The organism is Roseateles sp. GW821-FHT09G03 (assembly GCF_059416045.1).
Map to the genome: position 1 here is coordinate 1,379,896 of NZ_JBWKOK010000001.1, position 25,978 is coordinate 1,405,873.

Here is a 25,978-nt window from a genome sequence, read left to right on the forward strand (position 1 = left end):
TTTACTTCCTTAGCATCCGGCCACCTTTGAGGAGGGCTCGGACATGCAGGCATGGGCTGACGGTGGGTTGCGCGCGGCGCGACGGGTGGCGGGCGCCTTGGCGCTCAGCCTGTGCGGGCTGCTCGCGGCGTGCGGCGGCGGTGAGGCGGGCCTCGCCCAGAAGGCCGGCGCCAACACGGCGGCTGTCGACGAGAACGGCGTCGCGCTGATCGCCGAGGTGCCCACGACCTCCGGTTCGACCACCACCCGCGCGCGGGTGGCCGCGGTGGCAACACCTGACGCTCCCGCGACCTCGCTGCGCGTCCACTACCGCCGCGCCGACGGCAACCACGCCGGCTGGCAGATCCACACCTGGAACGCCGCGCAGGGTCCCAACTGGAACGAGGGCTGGAACGCCTCGGGCAGCGACGCCTTCGGCGTCTACTACGACGTCCCGCTGGCCGCGACAAGCGGCACCGTGGGTTTCCTCTTCCACAACGGCGACAACAAGGACAACGGCGGCGCCGACCAGAGCCTGGTGCTCCAGGCCGGCGCCAACGAGGTCTGGCGCCTGCAGGGGGACAGCACCAACTACGCCAGCAATCCGCTGCTGCTGGCCACGCCCGACATCACGACGGTGCGCGTGCACTACAAGCGCTTCGACGGCGCCTACAGCGCCTGGGGATTGCACCTGTGGAACGGCAGCGGCCTGAACGCCGCGGCGCTGCCCGGCGGCGTCACGATCGACACGTGGAACCAGCCCGTCGCCTTCAGCGCGATGCCGGGCTACGCCGCGGGCGCGGACGAGGTCGTCTTCGACATCCCCGTGCTCAACCCGCAAGGCGACGCGAGCCGCAAGGGACTCGAGTTCATCGTCCACGGCATGCCGCCCAACGAGAACGACAAGGACGGCCGCGACAACAACATCCGCGTCGAGTTCTCCGCGCTCACGATCCAGAACCAGGTCGGGCACGTGTGGCTGGTCGAGCGCGACGCCACCGTCTACACCGCGACGCCGGACCTGCGCCAGGTGTCCAGCACCGATGCGCGCGCCGTGTGGCTCAACAAGACACTCGTGAAATGGCCGCGCATCAGCGCCTCGGGCACCGTGCGTCTCTACCACTCGGCGACCGGACAGATCGCCGTCGCGGCCAACGCGCCGGTGAGCGGCGCCGACGGCTTCATCACGCTGGACGCGTTCACCGGCACCGTGCCGCCGGCCGATGCGCTGCGCTTCAAGTACGTGGCCAGCGGCGCGGTCTTCACCGTGCGTGCGGCCGACGTCGCACGGTTGCCGTCGCTGCATCAGCGGCAGCTCGTTCTCGTTCAGGAAGACGCTGAAGGCCGCGTCCAGAACGCGACGACCGCGCAGATCGCCGGCGCGCTCGACGATCTCTATGCCGCGGCCAACGACGTGCCGGACCTCGGTGCCGTCGTCGCCAACGGCTCGACCACCTTCAAGCTCTGGGCGCCGACCGCGCAAGACGTGGCCCTCGTCTTGACGACGCCGATCGCCGGATCGACGCTCACGCGCACGACCACGGAAGCCATGACGCGCGACGCCGCGACCGGCGTCTGGCGCCTCACCAAGGCCGGCAGCCTGCAAGGTTCCACCTACCGCTACCAGGTCCAGGTCTTCGTGAAGGGCGTGGGCCTGGTGAAGAACCTCGTGGCCGATCCTTACTCGCTGGGCGTGACGCTCGGCGGTCAGCAGAGCGTGGTGATGGACCTGCAGTCCGCCACGACCAAGCCCGCGGGCTGGGACGGCGGCGCGCCACCCGCCACGGTCTCCGCGCCGTCGGACCTGAGCATCTACGAGCTGCACGTGCGCGACTTCTCGATCAACGACGCGACCGTGCCCGCGGCGCGGCGCGGCAAGTACCTGGCCTTCGCCGAGTCGGGCTCCAACGGCATGCGCCACCTGAGCGCCCTCGCCGCCGCGGGCCTGACCGACGTGCACCTGCTGCCGGTGTTCGACTTCGCCACCGTCAACGAGAAAGGCTGCGTCACGCCCTCGCCCGCCGGCGCGCCGGACGGCGAGACGCAGCAGGCCGCCGTGGCCGCCACGGCCGGCACCGACTGCTTCAACTGGGGCTACGACCCGCAGCACTTCTCGACGCCGGAGGGCAGCTACTCGAGCAACGCGAACGACCCGGTCGCGCGCGTCGTCGAGTTCCGCCGCATGGTGCAGGCGCTCAACGCCGCCGGGCTGCGGGTCGGCATGGACCTGGTCTACAACCACACCACCTCGTCGGGACAGAACGCCACCTCGGTGCTCGACAAGGTCGTGCCCAACTACTACTTCCGCTACAACGCCGCCGGCGGCATCGAGCGCTCGACCTGCTGCGAGAACACGGCCTCCGAGAACCTCATGATGGCCAAGCTGATGATCGATTCGGCGGTCACGTGGACGCGGGACTACCGCATCAGCTCGCTGCGGTTCGACATCATGGGCCACCACCCGCGCGCGGTCATCGAGGCGCTGAAGGCCCGCGTCACGCAGGCCGCCGGCCGCGAGGTGCAGATCGTCGGCGAGGGCTGGAACTTCGGCGAGGTCGCCAACGGCGCGCGCTTCGTGCAGGCGGAGATGCTGTCGCTGAACGGCTCGGGCATCGGCAGCTTCAATCCGCTGATTCGCGACGCGGTGCGCGGTGGCGGGTGCTGCGATTCGGGCGAGGCGCTGCTCGCCAGCCAGGGCTACGTGAACGGCTTCTTCTACGACGGCAACGGCCACAACGGCGGCCAGACTCGCGGCGAGCTGATGTGGCAGGCCGACCGCATCCGCGCGTCGCTGGCGGGATCGATCCGCAGCTTCCCGATGCAGACGAGCTGGGACGCCACGCTGCGGCTGGAGCAGATCGATGTCGGCGGCATCCCGGCGGGCTGGGTGCTGGAGCCGGGCGAGGTCGTCAACTACGTGGAGAACCACGACAACCTGAGCCTGTTCGACAACAACGCGTTCCGGTTGCCGGTCGGCACGAGCCGCGAGGACCGCGCGCGCGTGCAGATCCTGGCGAGCGCGATCAACGCGTTCAGCCAAGGGGTGGCGTACTTCCACGCGGGCACGGACACGCTGCGCAGCAAGTCGCTGGACCGGAACAGCTACGACAGCGGGGACTGGTTCAACCAGCTGGACTGGACCTACGCGGACAACAACTTCGGCGTCGGCCTGCCACCGTCGCGCGACAACGCGGACAACTGGTCGTATGCGAAGCCCCTGCTCGCGAACCCCCTGATCAAGCCTGCGGCCGCCGACATCGCCTGGACGCGCGACGCCTTCCGCGACCTGCTGCGCATCCGCAAGAGCTCGACGCTGCTGCGGCTGCGCACGGCCGAGGACATCAAGGCGCGGCTGACCTTCCTGAACACGGGCTCGTCGCAGGAGGCGACGGTGCTGGTCGGCAGGCTCGATGGCGCGGGCTATCCCGGCGCCAACTTCGACGAGCTGGTCTACCTGATCAACGTCGACAAGACGGCCAAGGAACTGACGCTGCCGGCGCTGGCGGGCCATGCGCTGACGCTGCATCAGGTCCACACGGCGCCGACCGCGGCCGACGCGCGCGCCCGACAAGCCACCTTCGATCGGACCACCGGCCGCTTCAACGTGCCGGCGCGCACGGCGGTCGTGTTCGTGGTCCCCTCCTCCGCTTCCGCCTCCCGTTGAAAGCCGACGCCATGAAAAGAGTCCATCACCTCGTCGCCGCGTCCGTCGTGGCCGCCTCCACGCTGTTGAGCCTCGCATGCGCACCCGCGCAGGCGACACCCGTCGTCATCGATGTCGGCGGCGCGCAGAGCATCAACCTGCAGGGCGAAGCCGGCAACACGGTCTGGTTCATCGATGTCGGCGCGAACGCGGTGCTGAACTCGCTGTCGTGGTCCTTGGATCTGAATGCCTTCGCACCGAGCGTGCTGTCGGAGATGCAGGTCAGCTTCGGCGGATCGAGCGGGTTGGACCTGGTCACGTTCGCGCCGGGCGGCGCAGACTTCGCGAGCGGCGCCGGCAGCTACAGCGGCTCGCTGGATCTGAGCCCGTTCGGGTTGAGCGTCGGCGCGGATGGCCTGCTGCGGCTGGAGTTCAGCGAGGCGTACAAGGACTTCTCGCTCGGTGTCGCTGAAGGCGAATGGCTGCGCGGGAACCTGACGGTCGATGTGACGGTGGCGGCGGTGCCGGAGCCGGGAACGGCCGCATTGGCGCTGTTGGGTCTGGGCGTGATCGTCGGCCTCAGGACGCGTCGGTGGCGCGGTCACTCCTTGAGCGTGAATGGACGCCAGCCGTACCACCCGCGCATCGGCAACTCGTCAGGAGTCATCTAGACGCGGGTCGCCCTCACCGACTTCTCGTACAGCGGCGCAGCCCATGGCTGCGCATGAAAGAAGAACACGGGTTGGCTCACCCCCAACGTCGAGGCGGCCTGGGACGCCACTTCGCTCAGCGTCCCCCCCGCGCCGTCGTCGAACCTGACCACGTTCCACAGGTAGATGTGTGACGGGCCGTTGGGAACGTCGGGGATCCTGGCCCACCTTTGCAGTTGAGTAGTCGCCACAACACCGCCGACGGCAATGGCAGCGGTCGTCTTAGTCTTGCCGATCCGGACTGTTCTCAAGTCATTGAGGACCGATGCGAGGAGATGCAGCCGATCCAGCTCCTTGCGAAGGACCTTCCCGGTGGTGCTATCTCCGACCGTCTTGTCAGCCATCAACCGCTGCTGCGCCGCCTTCACGAATCCGTCGTAAAGGTTCTTTTCCGCGTCAATGAAATCCGCAATCAGGTTGTCATCCTTTTGGGTACTCGCATTGGACAGGGTCTGCCGGAGCGCTCCCAATGGGGCCTTGACGTCGGTGAACATCGCTCCCGCCGGATCGATGGCGGATGCCGCGCCACCGAAGAGGGACACAAGTCCATCCATGACATGGATGGACTTGCCGATCAGCGTCGACTCCATGGATTCATCGACGGCCACTGCGTTGCTCGCCGATTTGGGCACCACGCCCTCCCACTTCAACAGGACTTCGCTCTGCGCAGCGGCCGCCCTCTGCACCATGGCCCGCCGGTCCGCCATACCCTGGAACCGCTGCGCCAGCGCCACACGAGGGCTGTGATCCGCCAGACGCTGCAGGCAGTCGATGGCCGATCCGGCAGGGGCAGAAACGCCCTGGGATGGCGAGCCTGCGGTTGAAACGGGCTGCGAGCGTTCGTGCTTCGTGTCCCGTTGAACATGCTCGGCCATCGTCCACATTCTCCTGTTCAGAGGGAATGTGCCGAGTGCGGTCCCCGGCAACCATCAGCATCCATCGCATTTTTCCGGGCGAGAGCGCCTAGCAGGCTACTGAAACCCTTGCTCGTCGCCGCGCGGGCATGGTGCGCTCCCGCCGTTCTCCTTCACCCTGGGGATGCCCCTCCCGCCGCGGCGTCGGCATAGTCGCCCGCAGTCGAATGGCCGACGGGCGGGAGCAAGCACGATGAGGAGTCGAAGAAGCCTGGCCTGGAAGGCCGCGGCGGGGTTGGCGCTCGTCCTGCTCGCGCTGGCGGCGCTGCAGGTCCTCAACCACCGCGAGGTCCGCGCGGCCCTCTGCCCGGTGGACGGGATGACGTGCGAGGCCGCGGCGATGCCCGTCGCCTTCGCGTCACAAGGCGTGCCGGCCGGTGTGCCGCCGTCGCTCCTCGCCAGCCCGCTGCGCATCGATGCCAGCACCGCGCTCATCCGCCAGCGATGCGACGGCCGGTGGACGGCCGCCTTCGGCGCCCGCATCCAGGTCGCGCCCCTGTCCTTGGGAGCACGCGGCGACAGCGACGGCGCCTGCATCGACGTGTTCCGGTCCAGTGTCCGCGTCACCCTGGCGGGCCTGCGCCTGCGTCAGGGCCAGTGCGTGGTCCGCGTCGAACCGACCACGGTGGACTGGAACGACGCGTTCGTGGCGAAGCTGTCCGCCCGGATCCCGCCGGACGCCGTCGCGGCCTGTTCCGCGCTGCTGCCGCCGTCGCCGGACGAAACCGCCGCGCGGCAATTGGTCGCGCAGACCCTGGACCTCGACGTCCGGTACGGGATCCCGTACGCGCAGCGCGACCGGCTGTTCAAGCCCGCGCAGGCGGGCGAGGTCTCCACGGGCGGTGGGGTGCGGCGCGCCCTGTCCTCGATGGACACGCGGCATGACCTGCGGGTCGGACTGTCCGGCGGCCAGCTGTCGCTGCAGTTCTTGAGCGCGCCGTCGGCGGTCTCCGCCCAGGGGTCGCCCGAACTCACGCTGGCGATCGGCGCCGACGGCAGCGTACTCAAGCTGCTGCCCGAGCCGTTGAAGAGCACCATCACGCCGACGCAGCCCCTGCGGATCCGCTGGCCGCTGGATCACGACAACGGTCGCGTCCTCGTCAACGACCGGGTGGTGGAGCGCGTCATCGCGACGCCCCGCCCCGCCGGCCCGACCCGGCTGGCGGCCGAGTGCCAGGGCTTGCCCGCCGCCGCGCCGCCGCTGTACTTCGTCGAGGCCGGCGACCGCGGCGAGGCCACGAACCCGGAACAGGCACGCGCCCTGTTCCGCGACGTGGAGGCCGCGAACGCCGCATCGGGCGCGATCGTCTCCGTCTTCGTGCATGGCTGGCAGCATTCGGCGGCGGCCGGGGACAGCTACGCCTGCGACTACGCGAAGCTGATCAGCGCCGTCGACACGATGGAGCAGCAGGCCGCGCGCGCATCCGCCCGGCCGGCGCGCCAGGTGATCGGCGTCTATGTCGGCTGGCCCGGCCGGATGTATCCCGGCGAGATCGCGAACGTCACCACGTTCTGGAACCGGCTGCAGGCAGCCGACCGGCTGGGTGCCGAAGGGGCGCTGCTGCGCGAGGTGATGAACGAACTGTCGCAACGCGTCGCCGCGAGGACCGGCGACCCGCGCGCCGACCGGCGCAGCGTGTTCGTCGTCACCGGTCACAGCATGGGTGGGCGGGCCGTGTTCAACGCGGTGCGCGACGGACTGAATCCTGCGGTTGCGACGGTCGCGGCAGCCGCCGCTCCGGCATCGGCATCGGCGTCGGTATCGGCCGCCCTGTCGGCCTCGGCCCCTTCGCCGTCCCTCGCCCGGGCCGCGGCGAAGCCGGACCTGATCCTGCTCGTCAACCCGGCGTTCTCCGCCGAGCTCTATCGCGCCATCCACGACCAGGAGCGCCAGTGCCATCCGATCGGCGTGCCCTTGCTGTCCTTCTCCTCCGAGGCGGACGGCGTGACGCGCCAGGTCTATCCCGCCGGACAGGCGGTCACCTTCGACGCCACGGCCGCGCGCCACGCGCCTTTCCCCGAGCACGTGTACACGGCCGCCAATTTCGGCGAGTTCGTGACGCACCGGCTTCGCTTGACGGTGCTGCGCGACAAGGCGCCCAACCCGCTCGGCGAGCAGACCGTGCTGCGCGGATTCCAGCGCGTGCCCGAGGGCGATGCCGACGAGCTGTATTCGGACGATCCGGTCACGGTCTTCCGCCAGCCGGAGAGCGGCCGCCCCACGCGGTCGGACGCGTGGTACCGCATGGCGCTGACCCGCGTCGGCCCGCCGCCCGACGCCTGCCCGGACGGCGCGTCCCGGGTGATCGAGGTCGACGCCCGCATCCTTCCCGATCACGGGACGATCTTCACGCCGGCGTTCATGGAGTACGTGGTCCGCGCGCTCAACCGGTCCGCGCTCGGCGCCGTGACCTCGCCGCCGGGAAAGACGACGGCGGGCAAGGCGACGGCGGGAGGATCCTGACCCGGCCGGAACGGCCGGCGCCGAACGCCTGACCGGAGAATCGCGGGCCGCAGTGGCGTAGGATGGCCCCCGGCTGACACACAAGCCGCAGTGCCCGAGCGGGACAAGCGGCGATCCCCGCGACCCGCCCCGGTCCGGCCCCTCCCCTCACGAAAGCGCCGATGTGACCCAGCAGGCCTACCCCATCGTGGGCATCGGCACCTCCGCTGGCGGTCTGGATGCCCTGAGCGAACTGCTCGCCCATCTGCCGGCAGACGCGGGCATGGCGCTGCTCGTCGTCCAGCACCTCGACCCCTCGCATCCCAGCCTTCTGACGGACATCCTCGCCCAGCGCACGCCGCTCGCCGTCGAGGAAGCGACGGACGGCCAGCCCGTCGAGGAGAACCACGTCTACGTCATCCCGCCCGACACCAGCATGTCGGTGGCGCACGGCCGCCTGGTGCTCCGGCCCCGCGGCGAGACCCTGGGCCCGCCCATGCCCATCGACGACATGCTGGATTCGCTGGCCAAGGACCAGGGCAGCAAGGCCATCGGCGTCATCCTCTCCGGCAGCGGCACCGACGGCGCGATCGGCATGCAGGCGATCAAGGGCTGCGGCGGCATCGGCTTCGCGCAGGACGACGACTCGGCGCGCTACACCAGCATGCCGCACGCCGCGGTGGAACTCGGCGGCGTCGACCGTACGCTTCCGCCCGCGCAGATCGCCGCCGCGCTGCTGCGGCTGGTGCGCAACCCCTTCCTCGACGTGCAGACGCTCGAGGTCGACGACCGCGGCGGCGCGCACGACGGCGTCCTCATGGACCGCGTGTTCCGCCGTCTGCACACCGTCTGCCACATCGATTTCGCGCACTACAAGCGCGGCACCGTCGAGCGGCGCCTGGGGCGCCGCCTCGCCCTGCACGGGCTCGACCACCTGGCGGCCTACCTGCCGGTCCTCGAGGCGGACCCGGCCGAGGCGCATGCGCTGTGCCGCGACCTGCTGATCCGCTACACCGAATTCTTCCGCGACCCCGAGGCCTTCGCCGCGCTGTCGGACACCGCCCTGCCCCGGCTGCTCCAGCACCTGGACCCCGTGATGCCGCTGCGCATCTGGGTGCCCGGCTGCGCGACCGGCGAGGAGGTCTACTCCATCGCGATCTGCGTGCTGGAGTACCTGGCCGAGCACTCGCCGCATCGGGAGGTGCAGATCTTCGGCACCGACGTCAGCGAGGAGTCGCTCGCCGTCGCACGCCAGGGCCGCTACATCGAGAACATCGCCCGCAACGTCACCGCCGAACGTCTGACCCGCTTCTTCGTCCAGGAAGGCGATCACTACCGGGTCTCCAAGAGCGTGCGCGACTGCTGCACCTTCGCGCGCCAGAACGTCGCCTACGACCCGCCCTTCTCCCGCATCGACCTGATCAGCTGCCGCAACCTGCTGATCTACCTCGACCCGACGCTGCAGAAGCGCGTCATGCCGGCCTTCCACTTCGCGCTGCAGCGCGAGGGCCTGCTGATGCTGGGCCTGTCGGAAGGCGTCGGCGCCCATTCAGAGCTCTTCAGTGCACTGGACGGCAAGCGCACCAAGCTGTTCCTCAAGCGGTCCGTGCCGCATCGCCTCCTCTCGGCGATCGGCCGCCCGATGCTGCCGCCGGTCGCGCCGCCGACCGGCCTGCGCCGGGCCGGCGTGTCCGCGACCTCGGACCGGGACGGGCTGCGGCGCGAGATCGATCGCGTCTCGATCGCGCGCTTCACGCCGCCCAGCGTGCTGTGCGACGACGACCTCAACGTCCTGGAGTTCCGCGGCGACACCAGCGCCTTCCTGTCACTCCCCCCGGGCGCACCGACGCAGCAGCTCCAGCGCCTGGCCCGGCCGGGCGTCTACAGCGCCGTCAGCGACGCGTTGCGCCGGGCGCGTGCCGAGTCCGTGCCCGTGCGCCGGAGCGGACTGCGCATCGAGACCGGGCCGGACCAGCTGCGTGACGCCTCGATCGAGGTCGTGCCGCTGTACCCGGGCGAAACGGCGTCGCGCTGGTTCCTGGTGTTCTTCCTGATGTCCGAGGAGCCCCTGCCGATCTCCGACACCGTCGCGCAGGCGGGGGTCACGCAAGCCGTCAAGGCGGCGGTGCTCGCGCGGCTGGCCGGCGGATCCGCGCGGCGCAACGACGCGGACCGCAGCGAGATCCGGCGCCTGACCGACGAGTTGCGCGCCACCCGCGAGCAGACCCGCGAGATGCTCGAGGAGCACGATCGCGCGATGGAATCGCTCAAGGCGCTGGAGGAGGAGACGCAGTCGAGCAACGAGGAGCTCCAGAGCACCAACGAGGAACTGGAGACCGCCAAGGAGGAGCTCCAGTCACTGAACGAGGAGCTGTCCACGACCAACGACGAGCTGCGCTTCCGCAACCGCGAGCTCAAGGTCCTGCACGACGAGGTGACGCAAGGGCGCGACTTCGCCGACGCGATCATCGAGACGATGTCCCAGCCGCTGCTGGTGCTGACGCCCGACCTGCGCGTCACGCGCGCCAACCAGGCGTTCTACACCTGCTACGAGACCAGTGCGCGCGAGACGCTGCACAACGTCCTCTATGCGCTGGGCGACGGACAATGGAACATCCCCGCGCTGCGCGAGCTGCTGGAGAACCTCGTCCCGCGGCACACCAAGGTGCGCGACTACGAGGTCAGCGCGGTCTTCCCCCACATCGGCGCGCGCACGGTCAAGCTCAACGCGGCCCGCGTGGCCTGGCCGGACCGCACGCTCATCCTGATGACGATCGACGACGTCACCACCAAACACCGCGCCTTCGACCGGCTGACGCAGGCGGACCGGCAGAAGGACGAGTTCCTCGCGATGCTGGCGCACGAGCTGCGCAACCCGATGGCCGCCATGACCAACGCGATGCATCTGTGGCGGCATGAAGGCGCGGACGATGCGACGAAGCACAAGGCGGTCGCGACCATCGAGCGGCAGCTGCGCAACCAGGTCCGCATGGTGGACGACCTGCTGGACGTCTCGCGCATCAGCCGCGGCATGGTGTCGCTGCACATGGAGCGCCTGGACCTGGGGCAGATCGTGCGGCAGGCGCATGACACGCTGCGCCAGCCCATCGAGGCCCGCCGCCATGAGGTCACCGTGACCCTGCCGCCCCGGCCGGTCTTCGTCGACGGCGACGTGGTGCGGCTGGAGCAGATCGTGGCGAACCTGATCGGTAACGCGATCAAGTACACCCCGTCCGGCGGCGTCATCCACGTGTCGCTGCAGCGCGGCGATCAGGAGGCCGTGCTGACCGTGACGGACAACGGCATCGGCATGACCGAGCAGTTCCAGGCCGAGCTCTTCACGGTGTTCGTCCAGGCCGACCGCTCGGTGGGACAGAACATGGGCGGCCTGGGCATCGGGCTGGCGGTGGTGCGCCGCCTCGTCGAGCTGCACGGCGGCCAGGTGGCCGCCTTCAGCGCGGGCCTGACCCAGGGCAGCCGCTTCGTCGTGAGATTGCCGTACGCGCGGGACCACGCGCATCTGACCGGCGCGCGCGCGCAGCCGCCGGCCGAGCCCGTCGCGAAGTCGCCGCGCCGGGTGCTCGTGGTCGACGACAACGCCGATGCGAGCGAGAGCACGGCCGCCTTGCTGACGCTCGCGGGGCACGACGTGCAGGTCGCCGGCGACGGGCCGTCCGCCCTGGCGCGGGCGCGCGACTTCCATCCGGACGCCGTCGTGCTCGACATCGGCCTGCCGGGGATGAACGGCTACGAGGTCTGCCGCCAGCTGCGCGAGATGCCCGGCCACGAGGACACGCTGGTGATCGCGGTCAGCGGCTACGGGCAGTTGGAGGACGTCGACCGCGGCCGGGAGGCTGGCGTCACGCACTACCTCACCAAGCCGGCGGATCCCGACGAGATCGCACATCTGATCGGACCCGGGGCGCTCGCCGGACCCGCTTGAACAGGCCCTTCAGGACAGCGATCGGCCCGGATTTCCGATTCCATCGGGATTCCCGGTCATCGCGACCGATGGGACCGGGCACCGTCCTTGCGAAGACGGCTTTCATGAACACCGTGAAAGCCCCCCCATGACCCTGCACCGCACTCCTCACGGCGCCTGGCTGCAGGCCGACGTCGACCTCGTGCTGGACCTGCTCACTGTCAGGGACAGCCAGTACGGCATCGTCTTCCTCGACACGGCCGGCGCCATCACCGGCTGGACCGAAGGCGCGCACGCCGTCACCGGATTCACCGCCGACGAGGTCGTGGGGCAGGACTTCGCGATCCTCTTCATTCCCGAGGACGTGACGCGCGGACAGCATGTGCACGAGCTCAACGCCTCGCGCACCCTCGGCGCCGCGGAGGACGAGCGCTGGCACATGCGCCAGGACGGCTCGCGGTTCTGGGCCAGCGGACTGACCCTGCCGCTGTACGACGGCGAGACGCTCCACGGCTTCGCCAAGCTGTTCCGCGACGCGACCCACCTGCAGCTGCGCACGCTGCGGCTGGAGAACGAAGTCCAGCGCCTCGGCGGGGAGCGGCAGGAGCACGACATCTTCCTCGCCACGATCGCGCACGAGCTGCGCAATCCGCTGCATCCGATGCGCCTGGCGACGCGGCTGCTGACACCGCCGTCCGAGCCAGCGCGGCAGGAGCAGGCCGTCAAGATCCTGAGCCGCCAGTTGGCCTTGATGGACCGGCTGGTCGAGGACCTGATCGACATGACCCGCGCGGGCCAGGGCAAGATGACCCTGGCCTACGACCGCGTGGATCTGCTGCAGCTGCTGCGGGACGCGCTGGACGCCTGCCAGGAGTCCGCCACGGCCGGCGGCGTCGCTCTGATCGGCGTGCTGCCGCCGGCGCCGGTGCACGCGGAGGTCGATCCGGGCCGGCTCCTGCAGGTCGTGATGAACCTGTTGAACAACGCCATCAAGTTCACGCCGCGCGGCGGCCAGGTGTCGGTGCTGCTCAACGTGGACCAGTCGCACTTCGTGCTGAAGGTGCAGGACACGGGACGCGGCATCGGTCCGGCGTTGCAGCCCCGCATCTTCGACATGTTCACGCAGGCCGACGGCGCGACAACCCGCCGCGGGGACGGCCTGGGCATCGGCCTGGCGCTGGTGAAGGAGATCGTCTCGCTGCACCACGGCACCGTGGAGGCCAAGAGCGAAGGCATCGGCCAGGGCAGCGAGTTCCTCGTGCGGATGCCGCTGGAGAAGCCGGTGGGCTTCGAGGTGTCGGCACACCCGGTCGCCGCACCCCCATCTTGATCGAGGCGGGTGGCGAGTCGGAAGACTCTGCATTGCCACCGCCGCTGGCCCTCACCCCCGCCCTCTCCCGCAAGCGGGAGAGGGTGTCCGACCAGAGCGTCTCACAGGGTCATGAAGATGCCGGGCGTCAGACCTTCGGCGGGTCGGTCTCGCGCTCGAAGTGGCGGTGGGTCGCCAGGCCTTCGATGAGCGCCTTGGCGCCCGCGGCCGCGGAGTCGCCGGTGATGAGACCCGGCGTCATGACGTCGGGTTCCAGCGCCGGTCCGAGGCCCGCCGCGCGCAGCAGCGAGACGCCCGCGCCCAGGGCCAGGATCGGCTTGCAATGCCGGAACTGGTCGCGGATGAACTCGTAGACATGCGCGTCGCGTCCGAGCGCACGCATCGCTTCCTCGCCATCGGGAACGACGAGCGCATCGAACAGGAAGCCGGGTTCATTCTCCAGCGACACGTCGGCTTCCACCGCCACCCCGTCGGCGGTCCTCACCGGGCCGATCCGCGGTGCCGCGAAGCGCGGCACCGCGCCTTGCGTGAGCAATGCGGCATGGACGTCCTTGGCGCCCTGCCCGGTGACGCCGTCGGCGACCAGGATCACCACCTTGCGGCCGGCGATCGAGCCGTCGCCCGGACGCGCCATCAGCGACAGCGCCGGCGACACGCGCACCTCGGGTTCGGGCGCCTGCTCGATGGCCAGCGGCATCGCCGGCGGCAGCGGCATGTTCAGGCCGTCCGCCACCTTGGCCGCCAGGTCCTCCGACGCGTTCCGCAACGAGGACAGCATGCGCTCGCGGATCGCGGGCACCGTGACCTTGCTCAGCTCGAAGCGGAAGGCCGCCGCGATGTGGGCCTGCTCCGCCGGGGACTGGCTCTCGAAGAACAGCCGGGCCTGGTTGTAGTGCTCCGCGAAGAGTTCCGGCTTGGCGCGCACCTTGGCCTGCTCGTCCGATCCGCGCTGGCGCGCGGCCACGGACGTGAAGCCCTGCGCCGCGCCCGCCTGGAACGGACAGCCGCCCGCGAGCGAGTTGGGCTCATAGGACACGCGGCCCCGCGGGATCGCCTGGCGATGGGCGCCGTCGCGCTGGTTGTTGTGGACCTGCGCGACCGGTGCGTTGATGGGGATCTCATGGAAGTTGGGCCCGCCCAGCCGCGTGATCTGCGTGTCCACGTAGGAGTGGATGCGCCCCGCCAGCAGCGGATCGTTGCTGAAGTCGATGCCGGGGATGATGTGGGCCGTGCAGAACGCGACCTGTTCCGTCTCGGCGAAGAAGTTGTCGGGGTTGCGGTTCAGCACCATGCGGCCGATGGGGCGCACCGGCACCAGTTCCTCGGGGATGAGCTTGGTCGCGTCGAGGATGTCGAAGCTGAACTGGTCCGCCTGCTCCTCGGTGAAGACCTGCACGCCGAGCTCGTATTCGGGGAACGCGCCGGACTCGATGCGCTCCCAGAGGTCGCGGCGGTGGAAGTCGGGATCGGCGCCGGAGATCTTCACCGCCTCGTCCCAGACCAGCGAATGCGTGCCGGCCTTGGGCGTCCAGTGGAACTTCACGAAGACGCTGTCGCCGGCCTCGTTGACCAGGCGGAAGGTGTGCACGCCGAAGCCCTGCATGGTGGCGTAGGAGCGCGGGATGCCGCGGTCGCTCATCACCCACATCAGCATGTGCGTCGACTCCGGCATCAGCGACACGAAATCCCAGAAGGTGTCGTGGGCGCTGGCGGCCTCGGGCATGTGGTGATGCGGCTCGGGCTTGACCGCGTGGACGAGGTCGGGGAACTTCATCGCGTCCTGGATGAAGAACACCGGGATGTTGTTGCCGACCAGGTCCCAGTTGCCTTCGTCGGTGTAGAACTTGACCGCGAAGCCGCGCACGTCGCGCGCGGTGTCCTTGCTGGCGGCGCCGCCCTGCACGGTGGAGAAGCGCACGAAGACCGGCGTCTGCTTGCCGGCTGCCTTGAAGGGCGCGGCCCTGGTGAGGTCGGTCAGCGCGTCGTAGCACTCGAAGAAGCCGTGGGCCGCCGAGCCGCGCGCATGCACGATGCGCTCGGGGATGCGCTCATGGTCGAAGTGGGTGATCTTCTCGCGGAGGATGAAGTCCTCCAGCAGGACCGGGCCGCGCGGCCCGGCCTTCAGCGAGTTCTGGTTGTCGGCGATGCGCACGCCCTGGTTGGTCGTGAGCATCTGACCGGAGGAGTCGACGCGCACGCGATCGAGCGGCGCGATCGCCGCGTTGCGGCCCTGCGGCGCCTGCGTGCCGACCTTGTCATTGGTCTGGGCCTCGGACAGCGTGCTGGCCGACGGCAGACGCGACGGCGCCTCGACCGTGATGCCGGCTTGCGGATGGACGCCTTCCTCGAAGCCGTGCTCGGCGGGCTTGTTGGCGTTGAAGGGAACAGCCGTCGCCATGGCATTCGTTTCGGCGGCCTGCTTCAACGCGAGATCGCCTTCATCGCCGGACGGTGCCCGGCTGGACGCGCTGTCCGTGTTGCGGGCAGCGGCCTTGGGACCGGCATCGCCCGGGGCGTTGCTGGCGGCCGATCCTTTGCGGGAAGGGGAAGCGGGCGGAGTGGGTGATTTAGGCATGGTCGTCCTCGTGGTTCTGCGGAAAGCTCGACGGCATGCGGCAGAAACCGTTCCTGCCGCGCGCGTCGGGACCGGCGGCGGCGGTCGTGGTCATCCCCGTCGCCGGGCCGGCCGTCATGCCTGTCGGCGAGGGACTCACGAAGCGGCTTCTTCCTCGAGTTCGACGAGGAGTTCCGCCTTGCGGGCGCTCAGTTCATCGCCGAGCGCGTCGAGGTCGACACCGGACTTGCGGACCTTGGGGAACAGCTCCTGCTCCTCCTCCTTGACGTGGTGGGCGATGTATTCGCCGAGCACCTTGACCTTGGCGTCGTAGAGCGCGTCGGAGGCGGCGCCCTCGGCGATCTGCGCGATCAGGTCTTTGGCGCCGGCATGTTCGACCTCGGCCTCGTCGAGGAGATCGTCGCCGTCCTCGTCTTCCATCGCATCGCGCGCGGCGGGATAGAAGATCTCTTCCTCGATGGTCGCGTGGACGGTGAGCTTGGCGCAGATGTCCTGGGCGAGCTGCTCGCGCAGGTCGTCCTCGCCCTCGTCGTCGACCAGCTTCTGGTAAGCCTTGAACAGCGCCTGCACTTCCTTGTGGTCGTCGGTGAGGAGCTTGATCGCGTCGACCGCACCGTCCGAGGCGCGGGACGCGGCCTTGGGCTTGTCGGCGGTCTTGGGCGACGGGGTCGAGGTCTTGGATGCAGACGCCGGAGACTTGGATTGAGCGGTCTTGGCGGGCGTCTTGGTGGTGCTTGCGGGCATGGAAATTCCTTGGCTGGGAAGCCCGTTCGGACTTGCCTGGCGTGAGTGGAGGGGGAGGAAGGCGCAGAGGCGGAAGCTCCCGCGCGTCCGGAGAGTCCGGCGCCCTTCCCTACGCAAGATCGAGGCCGTTCCCCGTCGCCATCGTGTAAAGCCGCCCACGCTTGGCGTCATGCGTGATGGCGTCGAACCCTGCCTGCGCATCGATGTCGCGCGGACCGCGAGGGATCGGTAATCGGCACCGATACCGAGGAACCGTAGAGAGAACTTCCCGGGCCGGCGCGCGCCGGAAGGGTCGCGCCCATAGGCAAAGCAGCCCAGGCACGCCGACGTCGACGGGCGGGGCTCCGGTATGCCTTGTCCGGGCATGCGGGCCGCATCCGGCCCTCTCAACCCTCAAGGATCATGATGAACACCACCACCACGCAGGACCGTCTGGTCACCGGCCTCTTCCCGGATCGCGCCAGCGCGGAGTCCGCCTACGGCTCGGTGAGCGAACGCGGTTACGACCCGAAGGACATCGACCTGGTCATGTCCGACGACACGCGCCAACGCCACTTCAGCGACAAGGGCGTCGAGACCGAACTCGGCAACAAGGCCGCTGAAGGCGCGGGCATCGGCGGGGCCATCGGCGGCACCGTGGGTGCGATCGCGGCGGCGGTCGCCGCGGTCGGGACCAGCCTGGTGCTGCCGGGACTGGGCCTCGTGATCGCGGGTCCGCTCGCGGCGGCTGCCGCGGGTGCGGGCGCCGGCGCGGCCGGCGGCGGTCTGATCGGCGCGCTGATTGGCTGGAGCATGCCGGAGGAGCGCGTCAAGCAATACGAGGAAGGCGTGCGCAACGGCGGCATCCTGATGGGCCTGCGCGCGAAGAACGACGAGGACGCCGAGCACTTCGAGCGCAGTTGGACGGCCGCCAATGGCCAGAACGTGGCCCGGTGATGCGCCGCGCCCGCCTCGCGAGCTCCGCCGGGTTCGCCCGCTGTCCCTGCGTCAAGAAAGAACCATGATGAATCCCGACTTCCAACGAATGATGTCGCGCGCCGCCCTGCAGACGCGCGGCGGTGACCTGCTGGGGGCGACGCGTTCCATCCAGAACGCGCTGGCCGGAGCGACCGAGACCGACATCGAGGCTGATGCGCAGGAAGGCGACGTCATCGATGTCGAGGCCCGCGTGGTCGAGGATCAGCTCCCCGGGATCGGCGTGGCGGACGGGCTCCGGTCGCGGCCCGAGGCTCGTGAGTCCCGTGCGACTCCCGAGAGTCCTGAAACGCGTGAGACGCCACAAGCTCGTGAAGCCCGCGCGCCGGTGACGGACGAGGAACGCTTCCTCGCCGCCACCTACGCGCGCGGCCGCGTGTCCATCGACTACAAGCTCTACGTGCCGCCCGGCGATCCGTCGGTGCCTCGGCCCCTGCTCCTGATGCTGCACGGCTGCACGCAGAACCCCGACGACTTCGCCATCGGGACGCGCATGAATGACATCGCCAGGCGCGACGGCTGGCTGGTGCTCTATCCGGAGCAATCCACCAAGGTGAACCCGCAAGGCTGCTGGAACTGGTTCAAGACCAGCCACCAGCAGCGCGGTCGCGGCGAGCCTGCCTTGCTCGCGGCGCTGACACAGCACGTCATGGCCACCCATCGCGTCGATGCGCGGCATGTGCATGTGGCGGGACTGTCCGCAGGCGGCGCGATGGCCGCCGTGCTGGGACAGACCTACCCGGATCTGTTCGCCTCCGTCGGCGTGCATTCGGGACTGCCCAGCGGCGCGGTCGCGAGTGCGCCTGAAGCGCTCGCGATGATGCGTACCGGCCAGGACGCGCGGGGCAAGATTCGCACGGCCGCCTCACCGCCCCGGGCGATGCCGACGATCGTCTTCCACGGCACCCGCGACATGACGGTCCACCCGCTCAACGGCGAGCATGTCTATGCCGATGCGACGGCGGGCCTCGCCGGCGCGGAACGCATCGAGCATGGTCGCGAAGGCGGTCGGGCCTACACGCGCAAGACCTCTGTCGCCGCGGACGGCCGTTCGCTCGCAGAGCTCTGGCTCATCGACGGCGCCGGACATGCGTGGTCCGGTGGCGACCGGCGCGGGTCCCATGCCGACTGGCAAGGCCCGGATGCGGCCGGCCAGATGATCTGTTTCTTCTCCGCGCATCCGCGAAGCGGCGACGCGTAGCCGCCTTCCCTCCCCCTTTCCCTCCGCCTTTCCCTCCCTACTTCCTGGAGCGCCACCATGGCCACCATCTCGACCCTTTCCGACCTCTACATCAGCGAACTGAAGGACCTGTGGTCCGCCAACGACCAGATGGCGCGTGCCCTCAAGAAGATCGCCCCGCAGGCAAGCAACGCGAAGCTCTCGCAGTTGCTCGAGGAAGCGCAGACCGGCATCGCTGACCACACCGACCTCCTGAAGGCGCTGATCGCCAATCAGGGCGAGGAGGTGTCGAAGGAGCATTGCAAGGGCATGGAGGGTCTGGTCAGCGAGGCCCTCAAGCATGTGCTCGAGCAGCCGCCGCAGAACGGCCCGGTGCTGGACGCCCTCATCATTGCGCAGTACCAGCGCATGACGCACTACGGCATCACCGGCTTCGGCACGGTCGCCGCATTCGCGAACGCGTTGCAGATGGAGGACGATGGCCGGCAGCTGAAGGACGCCGTCGACGATCTGTATGACGCGGACGAACTGATGTCCGAACTCGCCGAAGCGGCCGTCAATCGCGAGGCCGCCGAGGAGTGATCCGGCCCGCCGGTCCGCGAACGTTCATGCCGCGACCGGTGGTTCGATCCAGTACCGGTCCCGGCCATGACTGCGATGCAGCTCCGATTCGTAATCGCGATCGATCGAGGCGATGTCCTGGAAGGGCGGACTGTTCCGCACCGACGCACGATCGACGGAGACCTGGAGTTGCCTTGTCTCGATGTCGATCGCCTCGATCCAGCGGACACTGACCAGCACGCGAGGTCCGCCTTGCCACCAACCTGCGGTGTCGACCAGCAGATAACGCAGCGTCCAGTCCACGTCGTCATAGACCAGGTCGACCACCTTGCCGATGTCGACGCCGTCCGAGGAGAGATCGCATGCCAGCAGCGCGGCTTCCGTCAGGAGCGGGACCGCGGTCGCGGCAGGCGCCGCCTGCCCGTAGTGAAGCAGCGCGTCGCGCGCCTGCTCGGCGGAGATGCCCTGCAAGGGATGAAGCGTCGGACTGGTTCTGACCATCCGCCGGCTGACATCCATGTGCATGCTGCCGCGTTCGATCGGCTGCAGAAGCATGGACGGCAGGATCAGCACCCAGCGCCCGAACAGCCACGGACTGGACTCCAGCACCAGGAACTGGATGCGCCAGTCCGCCGTGTCGAACAGCGCGAGGCGCACCTGCCCGATGTCGCCATCGTTGCCGGTGACCTTGCACCGCTGCAGCAGGCTCAGGCTGTTCAACCGGCCGCGGGGGGACGCGGTCATCTACCGCCGGCCGACGCGCGACGGCGCCACCGGGGGGGTCACGGGACCGGGCATCTCGGGCGACGGCGTGGGCGGCTTCGCCTGCTTGGGTTTCTTGGCTTCCTTGTTGCCGTGCTGACGTTTGGACATGCGTACTCCTGGACTGATGAGGGGTTGAGTCCGGAGGCTGCGCCGAACCGCACGCCGGGTCGGTGCGCCACCGTACCGACCCCGAGGCAAAACCCCCCAACCTATACTCGATCGACAGCCCAGGGCCGCAAGGAGCGCTGATGGTGAGCATGGAGTTGGCGCGCGAGAACCGGCTCCTCGCCGCGCTGTCGGACGAGGAACTGTCCAGGTGGTTGCCGGACCTGGAAGCGGTCGATGCGCCGCTCGGGCAGGTGCTCTACGAGTCCGGGGGGCAGCTGTCCCACGTCTACTTCCCCACGACCTGCATCGTGTCCCTGCTCTACGTGCTCGAGGACGGCGGCTCCGCCGAGATCTCCGTCGTGGGGTACGAGGGCGTGCTCGGGGTCTCGCTCTTCATGGGCGGCCAGACCACGCCGAGCCGCGGGGTCGTGCAGAGCGCCGGCCAGCTGCTGCGGCTGCGATCCGATCTGATGCTGGCGGAGTTCAACCGGGCCGGCAAGGTGATGCAGCTGCTGCTGCGCTACACGCAGGCGCTGCTCACGCAGATGTCGCAGACGGCGGTGTGCAACCGCCATCACTCGCTGGATCAGCAGCTCTGCCGCTGGCTGCTGTTGAGCCTGGACCGGCTGCGCGGCGACGACCTCGTCATGACCCAGGAGTTGATCGCGAACATGCTGGGCGTGCGCCGCGAAGGCGTGACGGAAGCGGCGGGCAACCTGCAGGACGCGGGGCTCATCCGCTATCGCCGCGGCCACATCACGGTGCTGGACCGTCCGGGGTTGGAGCGGCGCACCTGCGAGTGCTATGCGGTGGTCAAGAACGAATACCACCGGCTGCTGCAGGCGCCTCTCGTCCCGGGGATCTGAACGACCGCGCTGCAACGTTCGCCGCCGCACAGACCCGGCATCGGATCAGGCTCAGGGTGAGGCACCCTCTCTTCTGGATCCTCGATGCCGCTGTCCCAGGAATCCCCGCTGCTCCGCGCGCATGGCACGCCCGCGGGCACAGGGAGCGCCCCCTGCTCGTCCCTCGACGATCCCGACGAAATGGCCAGACGCCTGATGGCAGCGCTGCCGTCCGCGTTCCTCACCCGTCCCAGTGCCTGGCGCCCCTTCGTCGCGGAGCTGCTCGCCGTGGACCCGGCCGATGCGCCGATGGTGACCCTGGGGCATGGCCGGCAGCAATGGCTGCTCGACCAGGCGGCTTCCGTGCTGTCGCAGCACTGGTCGCGTTATGAGCAGGGGCTGAAGCCCGGCGCCTTGGGCGTGCATGTGGCGGAACGCAAGCGCAGCGACATCCTGGCGCTCGTCGCGCACGAACTGCGGGATCCGCTGGCGGCGATCAATTCCGCCTTGCGCCTGCTCAATCTGAAGGCGAACCCGCAGGACACGGCGGAGCGGGCCATCATCGCGCGACAGCTGGACACCTGCCTGCGCGTGGTGGACGATCTGCTGGATCAATCGCTGGTCACCCGCAATACCCTGACGGTCCATCGAGCGCCGGTCGCGGTGCGCGCCTTCCTGTCGAACGCGCTGGAAGCCACGGCGCCCGGACGCGAGACGAAGCGGCAGCGGCTGATGGCCCTCCTGCCGGACGCGTCCGTCCAGGTCCGCGGGGATGGCATCCGGTTGTCGCAGGTGGTCGGGAACCTGCTCGCCAATGCCACCCGGTACACGCCCGCGGAGGGATGCATTGAACTGTGGGCGGAACAGTCCGCCGGGCACTGCGTGGTGCACGTGAAAGACAACGGCCAGGGCATAGGCGCCGAGCACATCGCGCGCATCTTCGAACCCTATGTGCAGGGCTACCGACCGCCCGGCGCGGTGTATCGAGGACTCGGGCTGGGACTGGCTTTGGCCAGGGCCATCGTCGAACTGCATGACGGCGCCCTCACGGCCTTCAGCGAAGGTCCGGGCCAGGGGAGCGAGTTCTGCCTCAAGCTGCCGATCTGGGAGGAGGCGGACGCCGTCTGACGACGATCGCGCGACCAATGCAAAACGCCCGCAGGACTTGCGTCTTGCGGGCGTTCTTCATTCGGTGGGGTGGCTAATGGGACTCGAACCCACGACAACCAGAATCACAATCTGGGACTCTACCAACTGAGCTATAGCCACCACTGGAGAAGCCTTAGATTATGGCCACTTTTCTCCTCTGTGGGAAGCACTTTCTGCGATTCTTCTTCAAATAGCTCGAATCGCGCGAGTGCCGCCCAATTTTCTCTGTCGAACCGCGCTCAGTTCGCCGGCGCCGAGGCAGCCGTCGCCTTCAGCACCGCCGGCTTGATCGCGGCCTTGTACTCGGCCTTGAGCACGTTGAAGTAGCTGGCCATCTCGACCGCGCTCCAGGCACGCGCGTACTGCTCGGCGGCACGCTTGGCATCGATCAGCGCCGGATCGCGCGGCAGGATCTTGTCGATCTTCACCACGAGGTAGTCGCCGTTGCCCGCATCCACGCCGACGTAGGCCGGCAGCTTCGAGGCATCCGCGCGCAGGACCTGGTCCAGCGCCTTCTGCGGCAGCACGCCCGGCTTGGCGCGCGACACGGTCAGCGCGTCGCCCAGGCCCTTGGCATCGCCGCCCTTCTGCAGCTCGGCCAGACGCGCCTCGCCCGCCTTCTTCGCGGCCTGCGCGGCGTTGTCCTGCACCCAGGCCATCGTCAGCAGCGGTTTGACCTCCGCCAGCGGCGGCACGCGCGCCGGCTTGTAGGCGACGACGCGCGCCGACACCAGCTGGTTGCCGCCCGCCTCGACCGCGGCCGTGTTGTGCTTGTCCTTCAGCGAGTCCGCCGCGAACACCGCTTCCAGCAGCTTGGGCGACGCCAGGACACCGGTCGCGTCCGGCGCGGCCTTGCGCTGCACGCTGGCCTTCTGGATCGTCAGCTTGAACTTGTCGGCCGCCGGCTTCAGCGAGTCCGCGTCGCTGTACACCGCATCGGTGAAGGCGTCCGCCTGCTCGGTGAAGCGCTTCTGCGCCAGTTGGCGACGCAGGTCGGCTTCGATGCCGGCCTTGACCGTCTCGAACGGACGCAGCTGGCCGCCACGCACGTCCGTCAGCATGATGATGTGATAACCGAAGTCGGACTGGACCACGTTGCTGATCTCGCCCTTCTTCAGCGCGTAGACCGCGTCCTCGAAGGGCTTGACCATCGCGCCCTTGCCGAAGAAGTCCAGGTCGCCGCCGTTCGTGGCCGAACCCGGGTCCTCGGAGTTCTTCTTCGCCAGTTCGGCGAAGCCGGCCGGGTTCTTGCGCGCCTCGGCCAGCAGCTCGTCGGCCTTGGCCTTCGCCTTGGCCTTGTCGGCCGCCGGCATGTCGGCGCCGGCCTTGATCAGGATATGGCTCGCGCGACGCTCCTCGTCGCTGGTGAAGCGCGCCTTGTTCTCGTCGTAGTACTTCTGCACCTCGTCCGCATTGACCGTCACGCCGGCCTGCAGCGCGCCGACGTCCAGCACGACGTACTCGATGTCCGCGCTTTCCGGCAGCTGGAACTTCGCGGCGACCTTCGGGTCCTTGTAGTAGGCCTCGAGGTCCGCGTCCTTCGGCGTCAGCGTCGCGGCGAAGTCCTTCGCGGCGAAGGCCTGGAACTGCAGTTCACGCTGCTGCAGCAGCGCGTCGAAGGCCAGCGTGGCGCTCGCCTGCGTGGGCAGCGCGCTCTGCGCGATCGGGGCCAGCACGCCGCTGGTCTGGAGGTCCTGGCGCACGCTCTGCAGCAGGCCGTCGACCGTCTGGCCGCGCTGCGCGGCGATGCGCTTGGCCATCTCCACGTCGCGCAGCGGCGCGAGCTGGGGATCCGTCTTGATCAGCTCGAGCAGCTGGTCGTTGCTGATGGTGCGATGCTCGTCGGCCACCACGGCGGCGAGCACGCGCTCGCGCAGCAGGTTCTCGAGCGCGTCCTTGCGCATCTCCGGCGAGTCGAAGACCTTGGGGTCCATCGTCGGCGCTTCCATGCGCATGCGCTCGACCTGGCGCTTCTGCGCCTCGTCCCATTCGGCCTGCGTGATCTTGTGGCCGTCGACGGACGCGACCGCCGTGTTGCCGCCTTCCATGAAGCGGCTGTAGCCCTCCACGCCGACCAGCACGAAGGACGGCACGATCAGGATCAGCAGCAGGAACTGGAACAGCCGCGTGTGCTTGCGTACGAAATCGAACATCAACAACCTCTGGTCTTTTTTAAGACACGTTTTAAGACACGTTTCAGGACACGTTTCAATGGCATGTCAGATACGACAAAGGCGAACCGGGGTTCGCCTTTGGGCCGCGGCATTCTAGTCCACGGATGACGTGGACCGGCCTCGGTTTTCTGGTGGGCGCTGACGGGCTCGAACCGCCGACAATCTCCGTGTAAGGGAGGTGCTCTACCAACTGAGCTAAGCGCCCGGAAACTTGTCAGTTCACGGCGTCCTTGAGGGCCTTGCCCGGACGGAACTTCGGCACCTTCGCCGACTTGATCTTGATCGCCTCGTTCGTGCGCGGATTGCGGCCGGTGCGCGCCGCTCTCTTCGTGACGCTGAAGGTGCCGAAGCCCACCAGCGACACGGTCCCGTTCTTCTTGAGCGTGGTCTTCACGCCGCCGATCACGGCTTCCAGTGCGCGCCCCGCGGCCGCCTTGGAAATGTCCGCCTGCTTGGCGATGTGCTCGATCAATTCGGACTTGTTCACGAAGGTACCCCCTCATTGGTTTGCCAGGCCGCCCGAACGGCGCGGGAAGCGGATTCTAGACGCATTGCCGCCGGGCTCAGACAAGGGGGAAGTCCCGATACAAGGGGGTCGCTCGACAGTCGCCCAGGGGACAGCGCGGCGCTTGAAACCCGCATCCGCTCGCACTCTTCACACGCTGTTTCATCGTTCCCCACGAATGGGGGATGAGTGGGGGAAGGACAGACCTGGCGCCGGCGGCTCAGCGCGCCTTGGCCCGGATCTCGGGCAGCGCCTTCTGCAGGTAGTAGACCATCGACCAGATGGTCAGCACCGCGGCCAGATAGATCAGCCAGGTGCCCCAGATCCGCGTGTTGATGACCTCGAACAGCTTGCCGTCGAACAGCAGGAAGGGGATGGCCACCATCTGGACCGTCGTCTTGAGCTTGCCCAGGACATGCACCGCCACCGACCGCGAGGCGCCGATCTGCGCCATCCACTCGCGCAGCGCGGAGATGGCGATCTCGCGCCCGACGATGACCAGCGCGACCAGCGCATCGACCCGCTGCTGCTCCAGCAGCACCAGCAGCGCCGCGCAGACCAGGAACTTGTCGGCCACTGGATCCAGGAACGCGCCGAAGGACGAGGTCTGGTTGAGCCTGCGCGCCAGGTAGCCGTCCGCCCAGTCGGTCAAGGCCACCGTGATGAACAGGACGGTGGCCAGCAGGTTTTGATGGGCGGGCGACATCTGCAGGTGGAACACCCCGACGATCAGCGGGATGGCCACGATGCGGGCCCAGGTCAGCAGGGTTGGCAGCGTCCAGAACATGGGCGGCATTGTGCCCACGTTTCACGGCGCGAAACCGTCGGTCTTTTCTTAATCGTCGAGCCTCAATCGTCGAGGGTGCGCGGCTTGAAGCGCCGGTCGTCGTCGAACAGGAAGACCTCGACGAACTTCCAGGGCTTGGGCAGCCGGCTCACGTCGCCAAACGGCGCGGCGCGGCGCACCGCCGCGATGGCGACCTCGATCGTGTCCTCAGCCTGGGTCGGCTTGCGCAGCACGCGGATGTGCTTGATCGAGCCGTCCTGGTTCAGTTCGACCTCCAGCACGGGGATCGCCAGCAGTTCCGGCGGCACCTCGCCCATGTAGGTGCCGTCCGGATTGGCCGCGACCATGCGCTGCGCAGCCTGGCGCCGCAGGTCCTCGTGCGAGCTGACCGCGTGCGGCGCCGGCAACGGCAGGCCGCGGCGCACCGCCGGCGACGTCGGCACCGGGCCGGTCGGCGAGACAGGCGTCGCGACGGGCGCGCGGGGCGCGTCCTGCACCGGTGCGCGCTCCGGCTGACGCTGCGTGGGCGACCCGCAGGCGGCCAGCGACAGCGCGAGCGCCAGCTTGCCGGCCCAGCGCGCCATGGACACCAGGTTCGGCGCCAGGCTCGGCGGCAGGCTCATCCGGGTCGTTCGATCGATCGTCGTCATGTCTGTTCCCAACAAGCCG

At 68.9% G+C, this 25,978-nt stretch carries 19 protein-coding genes and 2 tRNA genes; 10 read left to right on the forward strand and 11 right to left on the reverse strand.

Annotated elements, in window-relative coordinates; genetic code table 11:
- The first annotated feature begins 43 nt into the window (after nucleotides 1-43).
- Nucleotides 44-3,643 carry an alpha-1,6-glucosidase domain-containing protein gene (locus AC07OZ_RS06155; protein ID WP_495466270.1) on the forward strand — a complete coding sequence of 1,200 codons (3,600 nt, stop codon included), beginning with the start codon at nucleotides 44-46 and terminating at the stop codon, nucleotides 3,641-3,643.
- A gap of 11 nt (nucleotides 3,644-3,654) precedes the next feature.
- Nucleotides 3,655-4,293: a PEP-CTERM sorting domain-containing protein gene (locus tag AC07OZ_RS06160; protein WP_495466271.1), complete on the forward strand. Its 639-nt coding sequence runs from the start codon at nucleotides 3,655-3,657 to the stop codon at nucleotides 4,291-4,293.
- On the opposite strand, the gene AC07OZ_RS06165 is transcribed toward AC07OZ_RS06160, so the two are convergent.
- Nucleotides 4,290-5,207: a hypothetical protein gene (locus tag AC07OZ_RS06165; RefSeq protein WP_495466272.1), complete on the reverse strand. Its 918-nt coding sequence runs from the start codon at nucleotides 5,205-5,207 to the stop codon at nucleotides 4,290-4,292. The two genes, AC07OZ_RS06160 and AC07OZ_RS06165, sit on opposite strands and share 4 nt — an antisense overlap.
- Before the next feature lie 232 nt (nucleotides 5,208-5,439).
- Here AC07OZ_RS06165 and AC07OZ_RS06170 point away from each other — a divergent pair, with 232 nt between their 5' ends.
- The 3 genes from AC07OZ_RS06170 to AC07OZ_RS06180 all read left to right on the forward strand — a co-directional run bounded on the left by AC07OZ_RS06170 (nucleotide 5,440) and on the right by AC07OZ_RS06180 (nucleotide 12,941).
- Nucleotides 5,440-7,710 (forward strand): hypothetical protein, encoded by a 2,271-nt coding sequence (locus AC07OZ_RS06170; protein ID WP_495466273.1) that lies wholly within the window; start codon nucleotides 5,440-5,442, stop codon nucleotides 7,708-7,710.
- Between the two features lie 163 nt (nucleotides 7,711-7,873).
- A complete protein-coding gene (locus AC07OZ_RS06175) occupies nucleotides 7,874-11,632 on the forward strand; it encodes a chemotaxis protein CheB (protein ID WP_495466274.1) in 3,759 nt (1,252 codons plus the stop codon).
- Between the two features lie 127 nt (nucleotides 11,633-11,759).
- On the forward strand, nucleotides 11,760-12,941 hold the full coding sequence (locus AC07OZ_RS06180) for a PAS domain-containing sensor histidine kinase (protein ID WP_495466275.1): 1,182 nt from the start codon (nucleotides 11,760-11,762) through the stop codon (nucleotides 12,939-12,941).
- 127 nt (nucleotides 12,942-13,068) lie between these two features.
- Here the strand turns inward: AC07OZ_RS06180 and AC07OZ_RS06185 are convergent, their stop codons facing one another.
- Together AC07OZ_RS06185 and AC07OZ_RS06190 are read right to left on the reverse strand one after the other, a co-directional pair.
- A complete protein-coding gene (locus AC07OZ_RS06185) occupies nucleotides 13,069-15,516 on the reverse strand; it encodes a catalase (RefSeq protein ID WP_495466276.1) in 2,448 nt (815 codons plus the stop codon).
- A gap of 135 nt (nucleotides 15,517-15,651) precedes the next feature.
- Entirely contained in the window at nucleotides 15,652-16,260 is a 609-nt protein-coding gene (locus AC07OZ_RS06190) for a hemerythrin domain-containing protein (RefSeq protein WP_495466277.1), read from the reverse strand.
- Between the two features lie 405 nt (nucleotides 16,261-16,665).
- Here AC07OZ_RS06190 and AC07OZ_RS06195 point away from each other — a divergent pair, with 405 nt between their 5' ends.
- The 3 genes from AC07OZ_RS06195 to AC07OZ_RS06205 all read left to right on the forward strand — a co-directional run bounded on the left by AC07OZ_RS06195 (nucleotide 16,666) and on the right by AC07OZ_RS06205 (nucleotide 18,997).
- Nucleotides 16,666-17,196 carry a hypothetical protein gene (locus AC07OZ_RS06195; RefSeq protein ID WP_495466278.1) on the forward strand — a complete coding sequence of 177 codons (531 nt, stop codon included), beginning with the start codon at nucleotides 16,666-16,668 and terminating at the stop codon, nucleotides 17,194-17,196.
- A gap of 64 nt (nucleotides 17,197-17,260) precedes the next feature.
- Complete coding sequence (locus AC07OZ_RS06200) at nucleotides 17,261-18,436, forward strand: extracellular catalytic domain type 1 short-chain-length polyhydroxyalkanoate depolymerase (RefSeq protein ID WP_495466279.1); 1,176 nt, start codon at nucleotides 17,261-17,263, stop codon at nucleotides 18,434-18,436.
- Nucleotides 18,437-18,493: 57 nt separating this feature from the next.
- Nucleotides 18,494-18,997, forward strand: a complete 504-nt coding sequence (locus tag AC07OZ_RS06205; RefSeq protein WP_495466280.1) for a YciE/YciF ferroxidase family protein — start codon at nucleotides 18,494-18,496, stop codon at nucleotides 18,995-18,997.
- Nucleotides 18,998-19,021: 24 nt separating this feature from the next.
- On the opposite strand, the gene AC07OZ_RS06210 is transcribed toward AC07OZ_RS06205, so the two are convergent.
- Both AC07OZ_RS06210 and AC07OZ_RS06215 read right to left on the reverse strand, forming a co-directional pair.
- A complete protein-coding gene (locus tag AC07OZ_RS06210; protein ID WP_495466281.1) occupies nucleotides 19,022-19,720 on the reverse strand; it encodes a PRC-barrel domain-containing protein in 699 nt (232 codons plus the stop codon).
- Nucleotides 19,721-19,849, reverse strand: coding sequence for a hypothetical protein (locus tag AC07OZ_RS06215; RefSeq protein ID WP_495466282.1), 129 nt, complete (start codon nucleotides 19,847-19,849; stop codon nucleotides 19,721-19,723).
- Between the two features lie 140 nt (nucleotides 19,850-19,989).
- Between AC07OZ_RS06215 and AC07OZ_RS06220 the strand changes: the two genes are divergently transcribed.
- Complete coding sequence (locus AC07OZ_RS06220; protein ID WP_495466283.1) at nucleotides 19,990-20,715, forward strand: Crp/Fnr family transcriptional regulator; 726 nt, start codon at nucleotides 19,990-19,992, stop codon at nucleotides 20,713-20,715.
- 84 nt (nucleotides 20,716-20,799) lie between these two features.
- Nucleotides 20,800-21,822, forward strand: a complete 1,023-nt coding sequence (locus AC07OZ_RS06225; protein WP_495466284.1) for a sensor histidine kinase — start codon at nucleotides 20,800-20,802, stop codon at nucleotides 21,820-21,822.
- Between the two features lie 65 nt (nucleotides 21,823-21,887).
- On the opposite strand, the gene AC07OZ_RS06230 is transcribed toward AC07OZ_RS06225, so the two are convergent.
- The 6 genes from AC07OZ_RS06230 to AC07OZ_RS06255 all read right to left on the reverse strand — a co-directional run bounded on the left by AC07OZ_RS06230 (nucleotide 21,888) and on the right by AC07OZ_RS06255 (nucleotide 25,959).
- Nucleotides 21,888-21,963, reverse strand: a tRNA-His gene (locus AC07OZ_RS06230).
- Between the two features lie 119 nt (nucleotides 21,964-22,082).
- Nucleotides 22,083-23,996, reverse strand: coding sequence for a peptidylprolyl isomerase (locus AC07OZ_RS06235; protein ID WP_495466285.1), 1,914 nt, complete (start codon nucleotides 23,994-23,996; stop codon nucleotides 22,083-22,085).
- Nucleotides 23,997-24,146: 150 nt separating this feature from the next.
- Nucleotides 24,147-24,222, reverse strand: a tRNA-Val gene (locus AC07OZ_RS06240).
- Between the two features lie 9 nt (nucleotides 24,223-24,231).
- Entirely contained in the window at nucleotides 24,232-24,504 is a 273-nt protein-coding gene (locus AC07OZ_RS06245; protein ID WP_067270581.1) for an HU family DNA-binding protein, read from the reverse strand.
- 238 nt (nucleotides 24,505-24,742) lie between these two features.
- On the reverse strand, nucleotides 24,743-25,309 hold the full coding sequence (pgsA, locus tag AC07OZ_RS06250; protein WP_495466286.1) for a CDP-diacylglycerol--glycerol-3-phosphate 3-phosphatidyltransferase: 567 nt from the start codon (nucleotides 25,307-25,309) through the stop codon (nucleotides 24,743-24,745).
- A gap of 62 nt (nucleotides 25,310-25,371) precedes the next feature.
- Nucleotides 25,372-25,959, reverse strand: a complete 588-nt coding sequence (locus tag AC07OZ_RS06255) for a hypothetical protein (protein WP_495466287.1) — start codon at nucleotides 25,957-25,959, stop codon at nucleotides 25,372-25,374.
- Nucleotides 25,960-25,978: the final 19 nt, after the last annotated feature.